This is a genomic window from Methylophaga frappieri (genome assembly GCF_000260965.1).
Classification (GTDB): Bacteria; Pseudomonadota; Gammaproteobacteria; order Nitrosococcales; family Methylophagaceae; genus Methylophaga; species Methylophaga frappieri.
In genome coordinates this window covers 738,508-759,659 of sequence record NC_017856.1, presented here as the reverse complement: position 1 = coordinate 759,659, position 21,152 = coordinate 738,508, and the positions used below count along the sequence as shown (strand labels likewise).

At 47.2% G+C, this 21,152-nt stretch carries 23 protein-coding genes; 14 read left to right on the top strand and 9 right to left on the bottom strand.

What is annotated here, in order from left to right; genetic code table 11:
* Positions 1–217: 217 nt before the first annotated feature.
* Genes Q7C_RS03435 through der form a run of 3 tightly spaced genes read left to right on the top strand, consistent with a single transcriptional unit; the run spans position 218 to position 3,426 of the window.
* Positions 218–853, top strand: coding sequence for a YfgM family protein (locus Q7C_RS03435; protein ID WP_014703301.1), 636 nt, complete (start codon positions 218–220; stop codon positions 851–853).
* Positions 850–2,016 carry an outer membrane protein assembly factor BamB gene (bamB, locus tag Q7C_RS03430; RefSeq protein ID WP_014703300.1) on the top strand — a complete coding sequence of 389 codons (1,167 nt, stop codon included), beginning with the start codon at positions 850–852 and terminating at the stop codon, positions 2,014–2,016. Before Q7C_RS03435 ends, bamB begins: the two co-directional genes overlap by 4 nt.
* The gene (gene der, locus Q7C_RS03425; RefSeq protein WP_014703299.1) at positions 2,017–3,426 is read left to right on the top strand and encodes a ribosome biogenesis GTPase Der; all 1,410 of its coding nucleotides are present in this window, start codon (positions 2,017–2,019) and stop codon (positions 3,424–3,426) included.
* Position 3,427: 1 nt separating this feature from the next.
* Here der and Q7C_RS03420 read toward each other — a convergent pair whose 3' ends face one another.
* On the bottom strand, positions 3,428–3,766 hold the full coding sequence (locus Q7C_RS03420; RefSeq protein ID WP_014703298.1) for a hypothetical protein: 339 nt from the start codon (positions 3,764–3,766) through the stop codon (positions 3,428–3,430).
* Between the two features lie 129 nt (positions 3,767–3,895).
* Here Q7C_RS03420 and Q7C_RS03415 point away from each other — a divergent pair, with 129 nt between their 5' ends.
* The 7 genes from Q7C_RS03415 (at position 3,896) to fabB (ending at position 11,420) form a co-directional block, all read left to right on the top strand.
* The gene (locus Q7C_RS03415; RefSeq protein WP_014703296.1) at positions 3,896–6,076 is read left to right on the top strand and encodes a type I secretion system permease/ATPase; all 2,181 of its coding nucleotides are present in this window, start codon (positions 3,896–3,898) and stop codon (positions 6,074–6,076) included.
* Positions 6,077–6,079: 3 nt separating this feature from the next.
* Positions 6,080–6,496 carry a hypothetical protein gene (locus Q7C_RS13860; RefSeq protein ID WP_238532341.1) on the top strand — a complete coding sequence of 139 codons (417 nt, stop codon included), beginning with the start codon at positions 6,080–6,082 and terminating at the stop codon, positions 6,494–6,496.
* Positions 6,378–7,412 carry an HlyD family type I secretion periplasmic adaptor subunit gene (locus Q7C_RS03410; RefSeq protein WP_238532359.1) on the top strand — a complete coding sequence of 345 codons (1,035 nt, stop codon included), beginning with the start codon at positions 6,378–6,380 and terminating at the stop codon, positions 7,410–7,412. The genes Q7C_RS13860 and Q7C_RS03410 overlap by 119 nt, the downstream gene beginning before the upstream one ends.
* A 3-nt stretch (positions 7,413–7,415) precedes the next feature.
* Entirely contained in the window at positions 7,416–8,078 is a 663-nt protein-coding gene (locus Q7C_RS03405; RefSeq protein WP_014703294.1) for a LuxR C-terminal-related transcriptional regulator, read from the top strand.
* Positions 8,079–8,216: 138 nt separating this feature from the next.
* Positions 8,217–9,536, top strand: a complete 1,320-nt coding sequence (locus Q7C_RS03400) for a TolC family outer membrane protein (protein WP_014703293.1) — start codon at positions 8,217–8,219, stop codon at positions 9,534–9,536.
* A 145-nt stretch (positions 9,537–9,681) separates the two neighbouring features.
* Complete coding sequence (fabA, locus tag Q7C_RS03395; protein WP_014703292.1) at positions 9,682–10,197, top strand: 3-hydroxyacyl-[acyl-carrier-protein] dehydratase FabA; 516 nt, start codon at positions 9,682–9,684, stop codon at positions 10,195–10,197.
* Between the two features lie 8 nt (positions 10,198–10,205).
* Complete coding sequence (gene fabB / locus Q7C_RS03390) at positions 10,206–11,420, top strand: beta-ketoacyl-ACP synthase I (protein ID WP_041366878.1); 1,215 nt, start codon at positions 10,206–10,208, stop codon at positions 11,418–11,420.
* 29 nt (positions 11,421–11,449) lie between these two features.
* On the opposite strand, the gene Q7C_RS13660 is transcribed toward fabB, so the two are convergent.
* A complete protein-coding gene (locus tag Q7C_RS13660) occupies positions 11,450–11,626 on the bottom strand; it encodes a hypothetical protein (RefSeq protein WP_014703290.1) in 177 nt (58 codons plus the stop codon).
* 51 nt (positions 11,627–11,677) lie between these two features.
* Between Q7C_RS13660 and Q7C_RS03385 the strand changes: the two genes are divergently transcribed.
* Genes Q7C_RS03385 through Q7C_RS03370 form a run of 4 tightly spaced genes read left to right on the top strand, consistent with a single transcriptional unit; the run spans position 11,678 to position 14,484 of the window.
* Entirely contained in the window at positions 11,678–12,445 is a 768-nt protein-coding gene (locus Q7C_RS03385) for an alpha/beta fold hydrolase (RefSeq protein WP_014703289.1), read from the top strand.
* Positions 12,435–12,788: a nucleotide pyrophosphohydrolase gene (locus Q7C_RS03380; protein WP_238532340.1), complete on the top strand. Its 354-nt coding sequence runs from the start codon at positions 12,435–12,437 to the stop codon at positions 12,786–12,788. Before Q7C_RS03385 ends, Q7C_RS03380 begins: the two co-directional genes overlap by 11 nt.
* Before the next feature lie 50 nt (positions 12,789–12,838).
* Positions 12,839–13,696: a formyltetrahydrofolate deformylase gene (gene purU, locus Q7C_RS03375; RefSeq protein WP_014703287.1), complete on the top strand. Its 858-nt coding sequence runs from the start codon at positions 12,839–12,841 to the stop codon at positions 13,694–13,696.
* A 17-nt stretch (positions 13,697–13,713) separates the two neighbouring features.
* Positions 13,714–14,484, top strand: coding sequence for an SDR family oxidoreductase (locus Q7C_RS03370; protein ID WP_014703286.1), 771 nt, complete (start codon positions 13,714–13,716; stop codon positions 14,482–14,484).
* On the opposite strand, the gene Q7C_RS03365 is transcribed toward Q7C_RS03370, so the two are convergent.
* The 7 genes from Q7C_RS03365 to dapC form a co-directional block, all read right to left on the bottom strand.
* The gene (locus tag Q7C_RS03365) at positions 14,481–14,831 is read right to left on the bottom strand and encodes a DUF4870 family protein (protein WP_050954380.1); all 351 of its coding nucleotides are present in this window, start codon (positions 14,829–14,831) and stop codon (positions 14,481–14,483) included. The genes Q7C_RS03370 and Q7C_RS03365 overlap by 4 nt on opposite strands.
* A gap of 109 nt (positions 14,832–14,940) precedes the next feature.
* Positions 14,941–17,166, bottom strand: a complete 2,226-nt coding sequence (locus Q7C_RS03360) for a TonB-dependent receptor (protein ID WP_014703284.1) — start codon at positions 17,164–17,166, stop codon at positions 14,941–14,943.
* A 78-nt stretch (positions 17,167–17,244) separates the two neighbouring features.
* Entirely contained in the window at positions 17,245–17,541 is a 297-nt protein-coding gene (locus tag Q7C_RS03355) for a hypothetical protein (protein ID WP_014703283.1), read from the bottom strand.
* Between the two features lie 4 nt (positions 17,542–17,545).
* The gene (gene dapE / locus Q7C_RS03350) at positions 17,546–18,685 is read right to left on the bottom strand and encodes a succinyl-diaminopimelate desuccinylase (protein ID WP_014703282.1); all 1,140 of its coding nucleotides are present in this window, start codon (positions 18,683–18,685) and stop codon (positions 17,546–17,548) included.
* Positions 18,675–19,019 carry an ArsC family reductase gene (locus Q7C_RS03345; RefSeq protein WP_014703281.1) on the bottom strand — a complete coding sequence of 115 codons (345 nt, stop codon included), beginning with the start codon at positions 19,017–19,019 and terminating at the stop codon, positions 18,675–18,677. The genes dapE and Q7C_RS03345 overlap by 11 nt, the downstream gene beginning before the upstream one ends.
* Before the next feature lie 98 nt (positions 19,020–19,117).
* Positions 19,118–19,939 (bottom strand): 2,3,4,5-tetrahydropyridine-2,6-dicarboxylate N-succinyltransferase, encoded by an 822-nt coding sequence (gene dapD, locus Q7C_RS03340; protein WP_014703280.1) that lies wholly within the window; start codon positions 19,937–19,939, stop codon positions 19,118–19,120.
* 15 nt (positions 19,940–19,954) lie between these two features.
* Entirely contained in the window at positions 19,955–21,151 is a 1,197-nt protein-coding gene (gene dapC / locus Q7C_RS03335) for a succinyldiaminopimelate transaminase (RefSeq protein WP_014703279.1), read from the bottom strand.
* Position 21,152 lies beyond the last annotated feature (1 nt).

Sequence of the window (21,152 nt, the reverse complement as noted above, 5' to 3'; positions counted from 1 at the left end):
CCAGTTTTGACAATTCATTTAAAATCAGATGGATAGAAACATTTATGCGCAAAAAAAGTGCATCGGATGATCAGTTGTGGTGCGAAATAGATTGTCAGTGCACTAATATTGTGCAATGGGGCACGTCATATCGCTTTGCCACAAGCGCGACTGAACCACGTATAATTCTCTCTTTTAAATGGTTCCATAGATTAAAACAGCCTGGATAGGAGTTTGAATGGATATTTACGCCTCGGATGAAGAGAAAAGTGAAGCGATAAAACAATGGTGGCGCGATAACGGCCTTGCTGTTGCGGTAGGGGTAGCGTTGGGTATTACTGCTATTTTCGGTACCCGTTTTTGGCAGAGTCATCAAGAAACACAAACCGAACAGGCTGCGGCAGCATATCAAAAAGTGGTGATGGCACTGGTGGGGTCAGCAGATTTGTCCGCCGCAGAAGAGACAACAGCGACTCTGAAATCAGATTTCAGTCAAACGCCGTACGCTGCTTTTGCAGCCAATGAACTGGCAGCACAAATGGCCAGCGAAGGTGATCTTTCAGGGGCGATTAGTGAGTTGGAATGGGTGATGAATCATGCTGAACTGACATCGCATCGTGAGTTGGCAAGACTACGTATGGCACGCTTGTTAATGGATAACGGTGAGATGGATATGGCGTTGGCATTAACTCAAGAATCCGAATCTGCAGCCTTTTCCATCTTGTTTGCGGAGTTGGCCGGTGACATATATGTTGCGAAGTCTGAATCTGATGCCGCATATGATGCTTATCAAAAAGCGCTGGATAGCATGGCCGAAAATGATCCACGCCGACGTCTGCTGGAAATGAAACGTGATGATGTGGTAGTGAAATGACGATTTTTAAACGGTATGTATCACTGAGTTTGATGTTACTGGGACTGTCTGGCTGTGGCGCGATTGAGTATTTGTTCGTTGAAGAAACATATGAGGCACCGCCCGAGCCATTAGTTGAGTTTACAGCTGAATTCGAGCCAAAAACATTATGGCGTGAGAATACCGGCGATGGATCTGAAAATATCTATGCAGATCTGAGTCCATGGTTATCTGGCGATCAGATTTACACCGTTGATGCACAGGGCGATGTGCGTAGTATGTCTGTACAAAATGGCCGACGTACTTGGCGCACTGAGTTGGAAGTGCGTGTTGCGACTGGTGTGGGCGGTGGCGAAGGAAAAATCGCAGTTGGCTCACAACAAGGAGATGTGATTGCCCTTAACCAAACTGATGGTGACATTCTCTGGAAACAGCGGTTAAGCAGTGAGGTATTAGCGCCGCCACAGATCAGTGGCCAGTACGTGGTGGTTCGTACAGCGGATGGTCGAGTTTCGGGGATGTCCGCAGTTGATGGCACGGTATTATGGAATTACCAGCGGAACGTACCATTATTGAGTCTGCGTGGCGTTAGTGCGCCGGCGATTGTCGGTGAAACGGTGTTGGCAGGTTATGACAACGGCAAGCTGGTGGCACTATCACTTGTCGATGGCAAAGTCATTTGGGAAAAAAGTGTCGCTGTACCACGGGGTAGAACTGAGCTGGAGAGGCTGGTTGATATTGACGCCAATCTCTGGGTGACCGATGAGCTGGTTTATGTTGCAGCCTATCAAGGCAATTTAGCGGCTTATTTTATTGATACCGGTGATTTAATTTGGCAGCGTGATATTTCTACCAAAACCGGGTTCGATGTGGCTATTGGCGAAGCAGTCTACTTGACTGGTGATGAAAGCTACCTCTGGGCAATACAGGATGGCACAGGGGATTCGCTCTGGCGCCAGACCCGATTGCTACGCCGACAGATAACGGCACCAACGATTGTTGGTGACTACATTGTGGTGGGTGATTTGGAAGGCTATGTGCATTGGGTGGCGCGTTCTGATGGCCGTTTTGTTGCCCGCCAGGAAGTCGGTGATGTGCCGATTCGTAGTCAGATACTGGTCAGAGATAATGTACTTTATGTGATCGATACAGAAGGTCGTTTGACCGCAATTCAAGGACCTTAAGTGAAGTCAGTTATTGCTTTGTTGGGCCGGCCAAATGTCGGGAAGTCAACGCTGTTTAATCGACTGACTCGGAGTCGCGATGCCTTGGTGGCAGATCATGCTGGCTTGACCAGAGATCGGATATACGGTCATGTTCGTGATGATAACGCGCAATTTATCCTCATTGATACCGGTGGCTTAACCAACGAGACTGACAGTATGTCTGAGCTGATGCGCAAACAGGCTGCATTGGCGATTGATGAAGCAGATTTAATGGTGTTTCTGGTTGATGGTCGTGCCGGATTGCTTCCTGCGGATGAGGAAATTGCTCGTTTACTTCGCAATGTTGGTAAACCCGTTTTGCTCGTCATAAACAAATCCGAAGGCGAACAGCGCGAATTGGTTGCGGCCGAATTCTATTCGATGGGGTTGGGGGAACCGGTTGTGATCTCGGCCACACAAGGCAGAGGTATTGATCGCTTACTCAATCACATCACCAATATTTTACCTGAGACCTTGCCAGAATTAATAGTTGAGTCTGAGCCTGATGAGGAAGAAGATTCGACAATTCGATTAGCCATCGTGGGGAGACCCAATGTGGGCAAGTCCACATTGGTCAATCGGCTTCTCGGTGAAGAGCGCGTGGTGGCATTTGATGCGCCGGGCACGACTCGAGATAGTATTTATATTCCGTTCGAGAAAGACGGGACGCAATATACATTTATTGATACGGCGGGTGTCCGACGTCGATCAAAAGTTTCTGAGGCGTTAGAAAAGTTCAGTGTTGTCAAGACATTGCAAGCGGTTGAAGCCGCTAATGTGGTGATGTTGGTTGTCGATGCCCAAGAAGGGATCGTGGATCAAGACCTGCATTTGGCTGGACTGATTATTGAGAGCGGTCGGGCAGTCGTTATTGCAGTAAATAAATGGGATGGCTTGGAAAAACAAGAACGAGAATGGGTTGCCAGTAATATTGAGCGCCGTTTGCCCTTTTTGACCTTTGCCAAGACGCACTTTATTTCCGCATTGCATGGCAGTGGCGTTGGATTGCTTCTAAAATCGGTTAAGCAAGCCTATCAGGCGGCGTTAACGAAAATTCCAACATCAAGACTGACAAGGGTGCTTGAGGATGCCATCGCTGACCACCCACCGCCGTTAGTAAACGGAAGGCGAATCAAATACCGCTTTGCCCATTTAGGTGGTAAAAACCCGCCCAGAGTGATTATTCATGGCAACCAGACCGAGGCAACGCCACAGAGCTATCGTAGGTATCTGGAAAATTATTTTCGTACTACCTTAAAACTGCATGGTACGCCCGTCATGGTTGAGTTTAAGACGAGCGAAAACCCTTTTCGTAAACGCACGCACATTGCTGCTGATAAACAAGCTGACAAACGCCAGCGATCACCTCGCCAGCCCAAGAAAAAATAGCTTACAGCAAACCTGAGTCGTCGTTGACCAAGTCTTCCAGACTCGATAAATGATCCCGAATTTTCTCGCGGGCGGATAGCTTTTCTTGCGCAGCGAGTGGCAGATCGGTAAATAAAATGACACCTTTATCAATTAGGGTATTTATCAAGTCTTCCAGTACCCGAATAAGTGCCATATCGGAGCTGGACAGCAATACACGGGCGTTATCAGTTGAATTGCTATCACCCAGAAAATGTAATAATTCTGGTGAGTTAGGTGAGACAAATTCTGTCGCATCAGGTTGTGGTGAGTCAAAAAGTGCGGTGATTTCTCCTTGAGCATTTCGGCGAATGTAAGCCATAGATTATTTCCTTTGTTTATGCGATGTTATGCGCTATTGTTGAGATTAAGCGTGACGGACTTTACAGTAAAGCAAAAAACTGTGAAACTCATCACAATTTTTTAACCGAGAAAAAATTTTTGGATGCTGATGGGTAGCGAGCAAGTCACCAAACTGAATGACAAAACACAGTGGAATGCTGATGAGGGTCGTCAAACAGTTGATGACCCACTTTTGGGATGTCTATTGATCCTTGCTAAAATGCTCCATAAACCATTCAGTGCCGAAGCGTTAGTTTCCGGATTGCCACTTATTGATAACCGATTATCTCCGGCCCTTTTTAACAGAGCTGCAGAAAGAGCCGGTTTATCCTCAAAAACGGTAAAGCGTCCTCTCCGTAAAATCTCGCCGTTAGTTTTACCTGCCGTGCTGTTGCTTGAAGATACCACTGCTTGTGTTCTCACGGGCATAAACAAAAAAACAGCAACCGTCATTTTTCCAGAGACGGGGAGTGGCGAGAGTGAAATTGCACTCAGTGATCTTATCAAGCTCTATAGTGGTTACGCCATTTTTGTCAAACCTGCGCATCAGTTTGACAAACGTACTGAAACTTCCGCTATTCCGAGAACTGGTCATTGGTTCTGGGGCACCATCATGCGCTTTTGGCCTATTTATAGCGAGGTGTTCGCGGCTTCAATCCTGGTCAATATGTTTGCCCTAGCATCACCGCTGTTTATCATGAACGTCTATGACCGGGTCGTGCCCAATCATGCATTATCCACGTTGTGGGTATTGGCGATTGGCGTGGCTGTGGTGTTTCTTTTTGACTTTTTGTTACGCACGTTACGCGCTTATTTTATCGATATGGCAGGTAAGCGGGCAGATGTCATGCTGTCGGCGTCGATTTTTGAGAAAGTGATGGGTATCAAAATGTCTGCCCGTTCGAACTCAGTCGGCTCTTTTGCCAACAATATGCAGGAGTTTGAATCGTTTCGAGATTTTTTCACCTCAGCAACGATGACCACTCTAATTGACTTACCCTTTGCGTTATTGTTTATCGCGGTTATTTGGATGTTGGCAGGGAATTTGGCTTATATCCCACTAGCCGTTATCCCAATTACTATTCTGATTAGTTTGATTATCCAAATTCCACTGGGTAGGACGATCAAGCAACTTTTCCGCCATACCGGTCAAAAGAGTGCCACCCTGATAGAGTCCCTGACCGGATTGGAAACCATCAAAAGTATTGGTGCGGAAACCCCAATTCAACGGAAATGGGAACAAAATATTGGTTTTATTTCTCGCTTTAGTCAGCGTGCCAAAGTGTTATCGACCACGGCAATCAATCTGACCAGTTTTGTGCAGCAGATGACCACGATTGCGGTGGTGGTCTACGGGGTGTACCTGATTAGTGAAAATGAAATCACTATGGGGGCGTTGATTGCCTGTACGATTTTGACCGGTCGTGCGCTGGCACCGATGAGCCAACTCGCAGCCATTCTAACGCGATATCACCATTCGAAGGCGGCCTTAAGTTCATTAAACAGCATGATGAACTTGCCGGTGGAAAGACCCAGCGGACGGGAGTTCTTGCATCGGCCTGTTTTTAAGGGCGGTATTGAATTTAAAAATGTCACTTTCCGCTATCCCGAACAGCCGATGGACGCATTAACCGATGTGTCTTTTAAGATCCAGCCTGGTGAAAAAGTTGCTGTGATTGGCCGGATTGGTTCCGGTAAAAGTTCAATTGAAAAATTGCTGCTGGCACTTTATGACCCGGCAGAGGGTTCTATCCTGTTTGACAATACGGATATTCGTCAGATTGATCCGGTAGATTTACGTCGGTGGATGGGCTATGCCCCGCAAGATGTTGTGCTATTTTTCGGCAGTATTCGCGATAACATTGCGATGGGTGCCCCCTTTGCTGATGATGCCGCAATTTTACGGGCAGCTGAAGTTGCCGGCGTGACAGATTTTGTTAATCGTCATCCTTCAGGCTTTGATATGCCGGTCGGTGAGCGCGGAGAAGGCTTATCTGGTGGACAAAGACAAAGTGTTGCTGTTGCTCGGGCACTGTTAATGGATCCACCTTTATTGGTGCTTGATGAACCGACAAATGCGATGGATAACAGCACGGAAGAACGATTTAAAGCAAAACTGGCCGAAGTCGTTGCCGATAAAACGTTGCTTTTGGTCACGCATCGAGCGTCCTTGTTGAGCTTGGTTGACCGGATTATCGTCATGGATCAAGGCCGACTTGTCGCAGACGGACCGCGTGAACAAATCATGACGGCACTCAAAAGCGGTCATATTCGAGTATCAAAGAGCTAATCCATGGCAATGTTTAAACGCACACACCCTGATGATATCGAATATATGTCTGAGGTTAGCTCAGCCACACTTGAGTCATCACCGCGAACGGGGCATGTGTTACTCATCCTTAGTGTGTTGTTTTTTCTTTGCGCAGGTTGGTGGGCGAATGTCACCGAAATCGACGAAGTGACACGAGGTGAGGGTAAGGTCGTACCATCCAGTCGCTTGCAAGTTATTCAAAATCTGGAAGGCGGTATTATTGCGGATGTACTGGTTGCTGAGGGCCAATTAGTCGAAAAAAGGCGAAGTGTTGATGAAAATCGACGATACCCGTTTTTCTTCTTCGTTTCGCGAAACCAGACTGAAATATTGGGAGTTAATGGCCCGCGTTGCTCGCCTGGAAGCAGAAAGTGTCGGCGAATCGCTGGTGCTTCCTGAAACCCTGATGAAAGAGAAACCGGCGCTGGCGACGGATGAACAAGATCTCTATTTGGCGCGTCAGCGTAGCCTGGAGAGCCAAGTCAGTGTGTTGCAACAACAGGCTCAGCAACGCCAACAAGAGCTGGTTGAGCGTCGTGCAAAGCAACAACAGTTGCAACGTAGCTTTGAGTTAAGTAATCAAGAGCTGCAAATGTCTGAGCCGCTGGTCGCGCAAGGTGTGATGTCCGAGGTGGAGTTGCTGAGATTAAAAAGAACGGTTAATGATCTACGTGGTGAAATGGATGCAAATCGCTTGGCAATTCCGCGCATTCAGTCAGCACTTAACGAAGTACAACGAAAAATTACCGAAGAAAAAGTGCGTTTTCAGACCGAAGCTGCGCGTGAATTAAGTGAAGTAAAAGCAGAATATGCCCGTACCGAGGAAAGTATTTTTGCCCTTGAAGACAGAGTCACCCGAACCGAAGTACGGGCACCAGTCAAAGGTACCGTAAAACGAATCTTATTGAATACGATTGGTGGGGTTATCCAGCCCGGTGAGGATTTGGTCGAAATTGTCCCAGTAGAAGATAATTTGCTAATAGAGGCACATATTCGGCCTTCAGATATTGCTTTTTTGCGTCCTGGACAGGATGCTATGGTTAAGTTTACAGCTTATGATTTTTCAATTTATGGTGGATTACCCGCCAAATTAGAACGAATCAGTGCGGATACGATTACGAACGAAAAAGACGAAAGTTTTTATCTGATTTACCTGCGAACCAATCAGAATACGATTGAGAGCAGTAAAGGGAATTTGGAGATTATCCCCGGTATGACCACAACCGTGGATATTCTGACGGGCAAAAAAACAGTGATGGATTATCTGCTTAAACCCATCCTGAAAGCCAAAAATGAAGCATTGCGGGAACGCTAGCGCATGGGTATTGAGATGAATCAGCATGTCACCGAACAGACTCGGGTATATCTGGCTTTTGCTGAGGCTGAAAAGGCTAAACAGGCCATGACAGCCTTGCATGAGAATTATCTGTGTTTTGCCTATCGAGATATTGATGCACTCTGCCAGGCATTGGTAATGCAAACAGCTGACATGTTGATTTGTGATCAGCAATTGCTTGAACAAAATCAGGCTGAAGTCATGGCAAAAGTGCGCGAAGCGGCGCCAAACAGTCGCATTTTGATCGTTGGTAAAGGTTTACCAATCGGGGTGCAAATAGCGGCGCTCAAGCAAGGGGCACGAGGTTACTTTAACGAATCACTACCATTTGAGAAGTTACGCGACGCGATTCACCTTATTTTACAAGGTGAAGTCTGGGTGGAACGACACCTGATTAGCGATTTAATCAATGAAATCAATCAGGCGCCTCAGGTTGATGATGTCCACCGTGAGGCAGCAGAAACCCTCTCTCCTAAAGAGCGGGAGGTCGCTACCTTAGTTAGTCATGGTGCGACTAATAAAATGATTGCCAAACAAATGGATATTACTGAGAGAACAGTCAAAGCACATTTGACCACGATCTTTCAAAAAATGAATTTGCCGGACAGATTGTCTTTAGCGATTGTGTTTCGGGATTTGCGGTAGTTTTTTTGTATGCCAATTAGGCATATACTTTGTTTAAAACGTTTAAACGGAAGAGTTGTTTTACAATTAAATTATAATTTTGTGTTGAGTGAGGGGATGCCGCAAGCAACACAACTCATAAGAAATAGGACATGCATTATGAAAACGTTATTTTTTGTCATCCCACTCGTTGCGGGCGTCAGCACAGCCAATGCAGAAACCTTGCGTGAAGCGGTCGATATTACGCTTAAGACAAATCCAGATGTATTATCTGCTGTTCATGAACGTCAAGCAGTAGCTCAAGAGATTGAGCAGGCAAGAGCAGGTTATTTTCCAACCGTTGATTTGGCGCTGGGCACGGGGTATGAGAGAACGAGCAATCCGGCAGTAAGAAACAATCCGGCGAATGGTAGCAGCGTTGGCTATAACCGGAATGAAGCCAGTCTGAACGGACGTCAAATGTTGTTTGATGGCCTTGAGACAAAAAATGAAGTTAGTCGTCATCGTGCTCGGACTAATTCGAGAGCCCATAGCGTTTACAGTGCTTCAGAAAATACGGGTCTTGAAGCAATTGATGCTTACCTCAATGTATTAAGACAGCAACGTATTGTCGAGTTGGCGCAGGATAATCTTGAAGCGCATCAACGCACTCATGATCAAATTCTGCTGCGCTCCGAGCGTGGTGTCGGTCGCCGAGCGGATGGCGAACAAAGTTTGGGTCGTTTGGCCTTGGCGGAAACAAACCTGATGGCAGAACAAAGTAACCTGCGTGATGCCGAAACCAATTACTTGCGCGTAGTGGGTATCGAGGCAACCAGTTTGTCAGATCCAGAATCGCCAGCAGGATTGATACCGTCTACGGTTGAAGAAGCCATCAATGCCGCGGTTAGTAATCATCCAACGTTAAAAGCAGCCAATGCCGACTTGGAATCAGCGAATTATCAACATGAAACCGCCTTGGCACCGTTTTTCCCGAGACTGGACTTTGAAGTCGGTGTGCGTCAGGACAACAATATCGATGCTGTCCGTGGTTCGGATCGTGATGTGCAGGCCATGCTCAGACTGCGTTATAACCTGTTTAACGGGGGACGTGATTCGGCTCGGCGTGAAGAGACAGCGGCGTTAATTAATCAGGCTGCCGAAATCAGAAATAATACGCATCGTGAGGTTGAGGAAAGTACACGCCTGTCCTGGAATGCGTTGCAAACCGTCCGCAATCAAATGGCTTATTTTGAAACTTATGCGGATGCGGCAGAAAAAACCCGCGATGCTTACCTGCAACAATTTAGTCTAGGCCAGCGCACATTGCTGGATTTACTGGATTCTGAAAATGAGTTGTTCCGGTCAAGTATTTCGTTGATTGAAGCACAATACGACGAGGTATATGCTATGTATCGTATTTTGAACAGTATGGGAATGCTGCTGGAAAGTCTGGAAATTGAAGCACCAGAAGCCAGTACTACGGTGGCAACAAACTAACCGTATTCACATAAATCTGAAAAGCCACGGTCATGTATGGCCGTGGCTTTTTTTTAAGTTGACGGTAAATAAACAGTGGCTTTTCTGAGCAGTGATAGTTCGTGGTATCATAGCGAGCCAATTCAAGGGGATAATACTTTTTTACATGAGTAAGCAGTCATCTTTTTCCTATGAGGAATTGTTGCAATGTGGTCACGGCGAGATGTTCGGGCCTGGTAATGCACAATTACCCATACCAAATATGCTGATGATGGATCGCATCAGTCACATTGCCAATACTGGCGGCGCCTATGATAAGGGAGAGATTGTTGCCGAACTTGATATCCGTCCGGACCTATGGTTTTTTGACTGCCATTTTCCGGGTGATCCTGTGATGCCAGGCTGTTTGGGTCTGGATGCAATGTGGCAACTGGTCGGTTTTTTCCTCGCTTGGGATGGTAATCCTGGTCGTGGGCGGGCGTTAGGTTCTGGAGAAGTCAAATTCACTGGACAAGTGTTACCAACCGCGAAAAAAGTTACGTATAAAATTGACTTGAAACGGGTTATTTCCCGGAAATTAGTGTTGGCGATTGCCGATGGAACGGTTTCGGTTGACGGTCGCGAAATCTATCAAGCCAAAGATTTGCGTGTGGGTCTGTTCACCTCAACGGAAGACTTTTAATCATGAGTATGCGCAGAGTTGTCGTAACAGGTTTGGGGATCACTTCTTGTCTTGGTCTTGATGCCGACTCGGTCAAAGCATCACTGAAGGCAGGACAAAGTGGCATTAAATTTAAGCCCGTATATGCCGAGATGGGCTTTCGTAGTCAGGTGGCGGGCTACTTTGATATCGACTTTAAAGATTTCATTGACAGGAAAGTTTTACGATTCATGGGCGACGCAGCGGCCTATGCTTATATTGCTATGCAGCAAGCGATTGCCGATGCTAGTTTGAGTGAAGAGGAGGTTTCCAACCCTCGAACTGGTCTGATTATGGGCTCGGGTGGAGCATCATCGTCTAATCAGGTTGAAGCCGCTGATATTCTTCGCCAAAAAGGCTTAAAGCGGGTTGGCCCTTATCGTGTGACCCAAGTGATGGGGAGTACGACATCAGCGTGTTTGGCGACGCCATTCAAAATTAAAGGTGTGAACTATTCCATGTCATCGGCGTGTGCAACCAGCGCGCACTGTATTGGCAATGCGATGGAGCAAATCCAGTTAGGTAAACAGGATGTTGTCTTTGCCGGTGGCGCGGAAGAGGAGCATTGGTCGATGAGTTCTCTGTTTGATGCGATGGGAGCGTTATCCACCAAATACAACGAGACACCAGAAAAAGCTTCCCGTGCTTATGATGTTGACCGGGATGGGTTTGTCATTGCTGGCGGCGGCGGGGTGTTGGTGCTGGAAGAATACGAACATGCCAAGGCACGCGGAGCTAAAATTTATGCCGAATTGACAGGTTATGCGGCAACATCAGATGGCTACGATATGGTTGCCCCGTCCGGTGAAGGCGCACAACGTTGTATGCAAATGGCGATGAGTACCATGCGCCATGATAAAGTTGATTACATCAACGCGCATGGCACCAGCACACCGGTAGGAGATTTGGCTGAGTTAGGTGCGGTCAAGACGGTGTTTCCTGACGCGATGCCGTGGATAGGCTCAACTAAATCATTATCAGGTCACTCACTGGGTGCTGCGGGTGTACAAGAAGCCATATATAGTCTCTTGATGATGCAAGACGATTTTATTGCTGCCTCAGCGAATATTGAAAATCTGGATCCAGAAGCAGATGGAATGAATATTGTCAGACAGCGAATTGATAATGCGGGTCTACAGGCCGTTTTGTCTAACAGCTTTGGCTTTGGTGGCACTAATGCTTGCCTGATTTTTGAAAAGTTGTAACTCGCGAGGATGGAGAGTAAAGCCGATAATTAATCGGCTTCAAGATCGGTATCAGTGACGGGACCACGCTCTCCAGCCAACGCCTGTTGCATCAGTTTTACGAGTTGGTGTTTTTTATTGACATCATCAAGGTGAGAAGAACTGAACGTAATACCAAAGCGATCGGCATACTGTTTGACGAGTATCATTAAGACAGCTTCATCCATGCTATATTCCTGTTGTTTAAAAACAGATTATAACGGTAAATACCCTGACTAATGGCACTGTATTATCAAACTTTCGGTACTGGCGGTACGCCGTTGGTGATTTGTCACGGTCTATTTGGTTCATCAGATAATTGGCGGGGCATTGCCAAGCAATTAGCAACATATCGTCAAGTGATTTGTGTTGATCTGCGTAATCACGGACGGTCATTTCACGATAGCCAGCAATCCTATTCCTTAATGGCTGAGGATTTACGAGAATTATTACGAGCTTTAAATCTCTCAAAAATACATCTGCTTGGCCATTCAATTGGCGGTAAAGTCGCGATGCAATTTGCGGCTGACTTTCCAGACATGCTGGCGAAGTTAATTGTCGTTGATATCGCACCACGGCGTTATCGTGACACCCACAGTGACTTATTCAAATCGTTACTGGCTATTGACCTGAGCCAGCATCAACAACGCGCCAGTGTCGATTCAGCCTTAGCGGGGATGATTCCCGATAAAGCAACCCGCCAATTTTTGTTGACTAATCTTGTGCTTAATGATGGCAGGCTGCATTGGCGAATTGATCTGGAAAACTTATTTTGTCATTACCCGGCCTTGTTGAAAGGGTTAGATTTACCAAAACACATGCCATTAACGACGCTGTTTATTGCCGGCGCGTATTCAGACTATATTACCGAAGCAGACTGGCAACAGATTACTGACTGCTTTAGTCAGACGAAGAGGGTTAAAATAGCGGAGGCGGGACATTGGGTGCATGCCGATCAACCGGCGGTATTTTGTCAGACAGTAAGCGATTTTTTAAATGATGATTGATGAGGCACTGAAACAAAAATTGATTGCTTTTCGACGTGAGCGTGATTGGGAGCAATTTCATACGCCTAAAGACGTTGCGATTTCTTTATCAATTGAAGCGGCTGAGTTGCTGGAATGGTTTCAATGGCGTCGTGATGAAGAAGTGACCGAGATGCTGACCGGTAAAAAGCGAGAAGCACTAGAGGATGAAATTGCCGATGTGGCAGTGTATTTGACGTATCTTTGCCATGATTTAGACGTCGATTTAGCGGCTGCAGTAGAGCGTAAAATGCACAAGAATGCAGCAAAATACCCAAAAGACCGCGTGAAAGGGCGTTCAGATAAATACAATGAATATTCATAAACGCGTGGAGAACTGCTAGTCTTGACGCTTTTGCAAACAGTGAACCATCTATGCCAGCAATTGTTTTCCTCATTCAGTGTGCCGATAAGAAAGGGCTTTTAGCGGGTATAACCGGTTTTTTTGCCGGGCGGGAATACAATATTTTGCATTGCCAGCAATATACCGATACCCAGAAGGGGCGCTATTTTATGCGTCTCAAGGTCGAGAACAATCAGCAACTTCCTCGTCAACAGCTTGAAGCCGAGTTTGCCGAGCTGGCAGATAATATGGCGCTGACTTGGTCGGTCAGATATACCGATACCCCATATCGTGTCGCTTTACTGGTTACCAAGGCATCGCATTGTCCTTATGATCTGCTGTTACGAGAGCATGAAGGCGAACTGAAATGTGATATTCCCGTCATTATTGGTAATCATGCTAATTTGGCAACGATGGCAAAGCAGTTTGATAAGCCCTTTTATCATTTGCCTGTGACCCCAGAAACAAAATCCGCTCAGGAAAACAAAATCCGCGAATTACTGACGGAATATGATATCGACCTTGTGGTGATGGCGCGTTACATGCAGATTTTATCTGCCGAGTTTGTGCATGATTATGCCGGTCGGGTGATTAATATTCATCATGGTTTTTTACCTGCTTTTCAGGGAGCCAAGCCCTACCATCAGGCTTATGAACGTGGCGTGAAGCTCATTGGTGCTACTGCACATTATGCGACGGCAGACCTGGATGAGGGGCCCATTATCGAACAGGATGTGGAGCGGGTCAGACATGATAATAGTCCGTCTGATTTGGTCATGATTGGTAAAGATATTGAGCGCCTTGTGCTGGCACGTGCCGTTAAAGCACATATAGAACATCGTATTATCTGTAGTGGTCGACGCACCATTGTGTTTGCAGAAGGTGCCTAATCTTAGGTGTGAATAGAATGAATCAATCTGCTCCTGTTATTTTTATTACTGGTGCAACATCTGGTTTTGGTCAAGCCATCGCGACGCGTTTTGCTGAAGCAGGCTGGTTATTAGTTTTAACTGGGCGACGCCTTGCAAGATTACAGGCATTACAAGCAACATTGGGTGGGGAGAGCAAAGTACATATTTTGGCTTTTGATATTACGGATAAGCAGGCGACGGAATCAGCGATAAAAGGCCTGCCAGCTCCGTTTTCAGCTATCCATGTTCTGATCAACAATGCTGGATTAGCGCTTGGCCTGGAGCCAGCACAGTCAACCGAATTAACTGACTGGGAAACCATGGTTGATACCAATATCAAAGGCCTGATGCGTTGTACGCATCAGTTTCTGCCAAGCATGTGCCAACGTAAGCAAGGCTATATCATCAATATTGGCTCGATTGCCGGTAATTGGCCATATCCGGGTGGCAACGTCTATTGTGCGAGTAAAGCGTTTGTTCGGCAGTTTTCATTGGCATTGCGAGCCGATTTGTTGGGAACTGGTGTGAGAGTCACCAATATTGAGCCAGGCAATGCGGAAACCGAATTTTCGATGGTGCGTTTTAAAGATGATAGCCGCCGTGCTGACCAAGTTTATGCGGATACGGATGCATTAACGGCACAGGATATTGCTGATACAGTATGGTGGTTGGTAAACACACCACAACATGTCAATGTCACCACGATGGAGATTATGCCGACGCACCAGGCAACTGGTCCATTAGCGATACATCGTCAAGTGGATTAGTCGATTAACCAGCTTTCAGGGGATGGGTACGGCTCGGCTTTACTGACAATTTTCAGGCCCTTGACGCAACGAATAATCAGCCATATCAGCCAGATTAAGAGAATGAGTACGCCAATACCGATGCCAAAGGTCAGCCAACCGACGATCTGAAGTAACAAACCAATCCAAAAAGTTCGAATTTGAAACGTATAGTGGGATTGCATATCAGCACTGGCTTCCCCTCTGAAAACATACGCTACGACTACCCCAATAATACTCATAATAGGTAAGAAAACCCCTATCAGGTAGAGAATATAAATTACCTTTGGGGGGCTGGTTTGTTGAGTGTGATTGTCCTCAGTCATCATTATTCTCTGTCCACGGTTCGGGATTAAGTTAGCAAACTATGCATAGTTTAACCATAAAAAAAACCCGGCATTGCTGCCGGGTTTTTAAATGAACACTAACTCGCGTTATTTAACCACCAAACTCAAACCGAACACCTGTGAAGATAGTCCGGCCAACAATTGGTGCTTCATCCTTGAGGAAACTAGTATGACGACGACCATTTTCATTTAAGAGGTTGCGTCCTTGAACAAAGAACTCTCCTCCTTTAAAACTGGCAGGTCGCCAGAATAAATCGAATGACAGCAGGTTATAACTACCGGTATCTGTTTCAGCAATAGCCGTTTTGGTTTGCTTAAAGACGTGACGTAAGTCAACGCTCAAATCCCAGTCGCCATAGCCGGTATCAAAGCCGACACCCAGACGGGTTGGACTCATCCGTGGAATATTGCCACCATCACGAAACTTACCACGAACGTGGTCACCGGTGAAACGCAGGCTAAATGGCACGGGGCCTTGAATTAAATCCGCTATTGCCGTGAATTCCGCACCATAAAATTCGGCATCTTCCTGTTCATTAAGGACCAGCGTGTTGCCTTCGAGCATGACAGCATTACCGGTACCATCATCTTGAGGCGCCAGATAGATAAAGTCTTTAACGCGGTTATAGAAAACGGTGGCATTGTAACGGAATGGACCCGCATGACGATCCAGTCCCAGTTCAATATTGGTATAGGTTTCTTCATCCAGATCCGGATCACCGATTTCAACTGTGCCTGCCGCCGCATGGTAACCAAAAGCATAAAGCTGCTCAGGGGATGGTGCTCGTTGAGAGCGGCTCAATGCAAATCGTAAATGATGTGCATAATCAAGGTCAATAATTGCCCCCCCCGAGATACTGAAAGGCGTAAAGCTGCGGTCACCCAGTACGGCTTCCTGATGAAGCTCTTCACCTGATGGTAAATCAAGGTGGCGTTCATCTGCTAAACCAACAGGCGAAGAATCAACATGGTCGATACGTGCCGCAAATTCCAGTTTACCGAAATCAGTTGGCCGTTCTTCTAACACAAACAGGCCATAGGATTTCGTTTTATTCGCTCTGACGTAGAAGCCATCGCCACCATGATCATGCTCATCTGCATGCTCTTCATCTTCGTGATCATGTTCTTCCTCATGATCATGATCTTCTTCGTGGTGATGATCTTCTTCATGATCGTGATCATGCCCACCAATGCCGTGTCCTTCACCTTCAGTAGAAAAGTCACGATCATTAAACTGGACACCAACCACACCTTGCCATTCGCCGATAGGTAAATGCACCATCTCAAAACGTGCATCAAACTCATCATTTTCAAAGGCCAGTTCAGACTCACTAGATTCGAATACACCCTCATCGAAAATGGTGCCAATTTCTTCTTGATTAAATTCGGTATAAGCGAGCTTCAGTCTGGCGCTGCTAAACCCAGGTAATGGATCAATAAACTCACTACGAAAATCGACCCGATCATAGTCAGCGCGAATGTTTTCTAACTCTTCTTCACCTGAACCTGTTAAGACGCCAGGCACACCATAGTTTGTCCGCCAACGGCTATAACCCAGGCCAGCAAACCCCCAGTCTCCTTTGAAAAGACCAGTTAAAGAGAAAGCATCCGTATCGGTTGCGCTATTTTCGAGCGTATCTTTATCGCCGTCATCATGACCACGTTCTTGATAGCCATCAATATCAAAATCATGACTGCGACGTAAGCTGTAATCACTGCGCAGGACAAAGTTATCAGTCACTGGTAATTCCAGTCCAAGACGACCACGTCGATCATCGCCATTGTAACCATAGCCCAGTTCGCCACTGACTTTGGGGGCATCACCAAATTCTGGATTAAAACGTTCACTGCGAACATTAATTACACCACCTGCGGCACCGCTACCATAGAGAAGCGTGGCCGGACCGCGATAGACTTCAATCTGATCCGCTCTTGCCGGATCAATCGCGACGGTGTGGTCACCACCTTCACCGGCCACATCGACGGTTTTCATGCCATCATCCAGTACCAGCACACGCGAACCTTGCAAACCACGGACAACAGGGCGGCCAACACCGGGACCAAAGTCAGCGTTATGGACACCAGGGAGGCCATCAACGGTTTCGCCTAAGGTACTATTGCGCTGCTTATCCAGTTTGGTATCAGCCAGCACGGAAACCGGCGTAATTAGGTCATCAGCATCACGGTTTCCCAACGGATCTGCCGTCACGATCAGGCTGGGAATGGTAATGGTATTTTCGGTATCTGACAGACCAGCCAATGGCCAACCTGATAACGTGGCACTAAGCAACACCACGAGTTTTTTTTGGCTAAACATATTCTTTCCTCATAACAGAAACAGACGAACATCGCGCAGGCGGCGCCGCTGTAAATTAATTGTCACATTGCAGTGGTGTTATGAGAGGTGGGCGGGCGGACCCCGAATAGATTGGGCATCCTGAAGTGTTGATATTTGCTGAAAGGCCAGGACAGGGGTCGCTAGTAGCAGGCGCTCGACTGGCGGATATGACTGAACAAGCGTAACCGCATCAATTGCGGGTAGATGGGTGACCGCTTCTAGTCGCTCACATTGCGTTTCATGCGTGTGAAACAGATGGACACTATCATGCCAGAGCGCAAAGCTCTGCATCAGCAACAGCAACGTTGCCAGCAGGTAAAGGTGTCTCAGTGCTGATCCTTGACGGAATGTCATGCTGTCAGGTCAACAATTTGACCAGAAGTGCTTCATAGATGGACGATAACGTATCTAAATCCGCTATAGAAACACATTCATCAATCTGATGGATCGTGGCATTGAGTGGACCAAGTTCGATGACTTGTGCGCCTGTTGGCGCGATAAACCGCCCATCGGAGGTACCACCGGAGGTAGACAGCTCAGTTTTGTAGCCAGTAATGTCGCTAATGGCCTGCTGGACGGCAGTAAGCAGGGCACCGCCGGCAGTCCGAAAAGGTTTTCCGGACAATACCCATTTCAAGTCATAGTGCAGGCCATGCTGTTGCAAAATCATTTCTGTACGTTGAGCCAGTTGCTCATGAGTGACTTCGGTGGAATACCGGAAGTTAAAAACCATCTCAACGGTGCCGGGAATGACATTGGTTGCCCCCGTGCCACTGTTCAGATTAGACACCTGAAAACTGGTCGGCGGGAAGTCATCGTTACCCTGATCCCAGATCTCTGCGCATAAAGCCGTTAATGCTGGCGCTAAACGATGAATTGGGTTCTCAGCAAGATGCGGATAAGCAATATGGCCTTGTTTGCCCTTAACGGTCAAATAGCCATTCAAGGATCCGCGACGACCATTTTTAACCACATCGCCAACACGCTGACTACTGGTCGGTTCGCCAACCACACACCAGTCAATGTTTTCCTGTCTGGTCTGCAACGTTTCGATGACCTTAACCGTGCCGTCTGTTGCTGGACCTTCTTCATCACTGGTTAATAAAAATGCAATGCTGCCGCGATGATCAGGGTAACGTTCAACAAACCGCTCACATGCGGTCACCATAGCAGCAATGCTGCCTTTCATGTCGGCAGCACCTCGGCCATACAACAGACCATCGACAATATCGGCATTGAAAGGGGGCGAGGCCCATTTATCTGCCGGCCCTGTGGGCACAACATCTGTATGGCCGGCAAAAACAAACAAGGGTTCGCGTTTGCCGCGGCGCAACCAGAGGTTATCCACATCAGCAAACCGCATCGTTTCGGCAATAAAACCTATTTCTGCCAATCGCTGGCCAAGCATTTCCTGGCAGTCTGCATCATCAGGAGTGATGCTCTGACGACGAATGAGTTGCTGCGTTAACGCAATGGTTGGGGAGAGGTTATGCGTCATAGCGAGCCAAATATTGCTGTGCATCAAATCCGACGAGGCAATCCTTTTCGTCACAAATGACGGGGCGTTTGATAAGTGTTGGATGCGCTATCATTAAAGCAATCGCCGTTTTTTCATCAAGATTTTCTTGTTTTTCTGACGGTAATTGTCGCCAGGTGGTACTGCGTTTATTTAGCAGCAATTGCCAGCTTAATGATTTAAGCCATTGATTTATCATTGCGCTATCGAGGCCATCCGTTCGCAGATCATGAAACTGGTATTCAACACCGTGTTGGTCCAGCCATTTTCGTGCTTTTTTGACGGTGTCACAGTTTTTGATGCCGTAGACAATCATGACCCATTTCCGAGGAGATTAATAAAGTATGATACATTGTATCAAACAATACCGGGGACTGTGAATGCCGACCCGATTATCGGGCCGGCACAACAAACCTAGATATCACGCAACAATTCATTGATACCCACTTTACTGCGGGTTTTTTCATCAACTTGTTTAACAATCACGGCACAGTACAGACTGTAAGTACCATCTTTGGATGGTAAATTACCGGATACCACAACGGAGCCCGCCGGGACGCGACCATAAGTCACTTCACCAGTAAGCCGGTTAAATATTTTGGTGCTTTGGCCGATGTACACGCCCATAGAAATAACCGCACCTTCTTCAACAACAACGCCTTCTACAATCTCACTGCGCGCACCGATAAAACAGTTATCTTCAATAATGGTTGGCCCAGCCTGTAACGGCTCAAGCACGCCGCCGATACCAACACCACCGGATAAGTGCACGTTTTTACCGATTTGAGCGCAGCTGCCGACCGTTGCCCAAGTATCCACCATGGTGCCACTATCAACGTAAGCACCAATATTGACGTATGACGGCATCAAGACAACGCCTGGAGCAATATAAGAGCCGCGACGTACGGCTGCCGGAGGCACTACACGCACCCCTGCAGTATTAAAATCAGCTTCACCGAAACTGGCAAATTTTGGCTCAACTTTATCGAAATAGCGTGTTTCGCCGCCTTCCATGGGCCGGTTATCATTTAACCGAAAAGACAGTAACACCGCCTTTTTCAACCATTGATTAACAACCCAGTTACCCTGTTGCTTTTCAGCGACTCGGGCGGAGCCGTTATCCAGCATTGCCAGTGCCTGACCAACTGCATTTCTGACCTCGGCATCCGCATTTTTTGGGTTGATTTCGGCACGACGCTCGAAGGCATCTTCAATAATAGATTGGATTTCACTCATCAGTATTTCACTCCGTCAGGATAAAGATTCAATTAGTTGGCGGATACGCCGGGCGGCTTCAACACACTCATCGAGTGGTGCAACCAGCGCCATTCGAACACGATTCAGTCCAGGGTTGCCTTGTTTTGTGTCTCGCGCCAGATAGCTGCCAGGTAGCACCGTCACATGCCACTGTTCGTAGAGCTTTTTGGCAAATTCGGTATCTGCGATTGGCGTCTCAGCCCAGAGATAAAAGCTGGCTTCCGGTTGGCTGACGTTCATGACTGGTTTAAGAATATCGAGCACTGCCGTGAACTTTTCTCGGTACAAACGACGATTTTGAACGACATGATTTTCATCAGACCAGGCTGCAATGGATGCCGCCTGAGTTGCGGTTGGCATAGCACAGCCATGATAGGTTCGATATCGCAGAAAGGTTTTTAATACCGCCGCATCGCCAGCAACAAAACCGCTGCGCAGGCCAGGGGCGTTTGAGCGTTTGGATAGACTATGAAAGACAACGCAGCGACTAAAGTCGTTATATCCCGCGGCAACAGCGGCTTGAAGCAGGCCCGCGGGTGGCAATGTCTCTTCAAAGTAAATTTCTGAATAGCATTCATCCGCCGCAATAATAAAATTGTACTCATGGGCGAGTTGGATAAGTTTGCTCAATGTTTCCGCATCAATAACGGCACCAGAGGGATTGCCGGGACTGCATAAGTAAAGCAATTGGCATTGTGTCCAGACGCTACTGGGAACGTTGTCAAAATCCGGCATAAAATCGTTTTCAGCATCGCAATTAAGCAGATGCATTTGTGCACCGGCTAATAGCGCCGCACCTTCATAGATTTGATAAAACGGATTTGGCATGACCACCAGCGGATCCTGCTTGCGATCAATGATGGCCTGGGCAAAGGCGAACAATGCTTCACGCGTGCCATTGACGGGTAAAATTTGTGTTTCAGCGTTGATGTTGCCGGCCAATTGAAAACGTTGATCCAGCCAGTCGGCAATGGTTTTGCGAAGCGCCGGGATCCCCGCCGTCGTTGGGTAAACAGACAAGCCATCAATATGCTTGATCATCGCTTCGGTTATCAAGGCGGGGGTGGGGTGCTTTGGTTCGCCGATAGACAGGGCAATATGCCGAAGATCAGAGGGGGGCCGGCTATCGGCGAATAAGGCAGACAGCTTCTCAAAAGGATACGGGTGCAATTTGTCCAGTTCTGGATTCATG

Excerpts from the sequence above, each read along its gene's own strand:
- Q7C_RS03435 (WP_014703301.1), top strand. The coding sequence starts at position 218 with ATGGATATTTACGCCTCGGATGAAGAGAAAAGTGAAGCGATAAAACAA.
- bamB (WP_014703300.1), top strand. The coding sequence starts at position 850 with ATGACGATTTTTAAACGGTATGTATCACTGAGTTTGATGTTACTGGGA.
- Q7C_RS03420 (WP_014703298.1), bottom strand. The coding sequence starts at position 3,766 with ATGGCTTACATTCGCCGAAATGCTCAAGGAGAAATCACCGCACTTTTT.
- Q7C_RS03415 (WP_014703296.1), top strand. The coding sequence starts at position 3,896 with ATGGGTAGCGAGCAAGTCACCAAACTGAATGACAAAACACAGTGGAAT.
- Q7C_RS13860 (WP_238532341.1), top strand. The coding sequence starts at position 6,080 with ATGGCAATGTTTAAACGCACACACCCTGATGATATCGAATATATGTCT.
- Q7C_RS03405 (WP_014703294.1), top strand. The coding sequence starts at position 7,416 with ATGGGTATTGAGATGAATCAGCATGTCACCGAACAGACTCGGGTATAT.
- Q7C_RS03400 (WP_014703293.1), top strand. The coding sequence starts at position 8,217 with ATGAAAACGTTATTTTTTGTCATCCCACTCGTTGCGGGCGTCAGCACA.
- fabA (WP_014703292.1), top strand. The coding sequence starts at position 9,682 with ATGAGTAAGCAGTCATCTTTTTCCTATGAGGAATTGTTGCAATGTGGT.
- fabB (WP_041366878.1), top strand. The coding sequence starts at position 10,206 with ATGCGCAGAGTTGTCGTAACAGGTTTGGGGATCACTTCTTGTCTTGGT.
- Q7C_RS13660 (WP_014703290.1), bottom strand. The coding sequence starts at position 11,626 with ATGGATGAAGCTGTCTTAATGATACTCGTCAAACAGTATGCCGATCGC.
- Q7C_RS03385 (WP_014703289.1), top strand. The coding sequence starts at position 11,678 with ATGGCACTGTATTATCAAACTTTCGGTACTGGCGGTACGCCGTTGGTG.
- Q7C_RS03380 (WP_238532340.1), top strand. The coding sequence starts at position 12,435 with ATGATGATTGATGAGGCACTGAAACAAAAATTGATTGCTTTTCGACGT.
- purU (WP_014703287.1), top strand. The coding sequence starts at position 12,839 with ATGCCAGCAATTGTTTTCCTCATTCAGTGTGCCGATAAGAAAGGGCTT.
- Q7C_RS03370 (WP_014703286.1), top strand. The coding sequence starts at position 13,714 with ATGAATCAATCTGCTCCTGTTATTTTTATTACTGGTGCAACATCTGGT.
- Q7C_RS03365 (WP_050954380.1), bottom strand. The coding sequence starts at position 14,831 with ATGATGACTGAGGACAATCACACTCAACAAACCAGCCCCCCAAAGGTA.
- Q7C_RS03360 (WP_014703284.1), bottom strand. The coding sequence starts at position 17,166 with ATGTTTAGCCAAAAAAAACTCGTGGTGTTGCTTAGTGCCACGTTATCA.
- Q7C_RS03355 (WP_014703283.1), bottom strand. The coding sequence starts at position 17,541 with ATGACATTCCGTCAAGGATCAGCACTGAGACACCTTTACCTGCTGGCA.
- dapE (WP_014703282.1), bottom strand. The coding sequence starts at position 18,685 with ATGACGCATAACCTCTCCCCAACCATTGCGTTAACGCAGCAACTCATT.
- Q7C_RS03345 (WP_014703281.1), bottom strand. The coding sequence starts at position 19,019 with ATGATTGTCTACGGCATCAAAAACTGTGACACCGTCAAAAAAGCACGA.
- dapD (WP_014703280.1), bottom strand. The coding sequence starts at position 19,939 with ATGAGTGAAATCCAATCTATTATTGAAGATGCCTTCGAGCGTCGTGCC.
- dapC (WP_014703279.1), bottom strand. The coding sequence starts at position 21,151 with ATGAATCCAGAACTGGACAAATTGCACCCGTATCCTTTTGAGAAGCTG.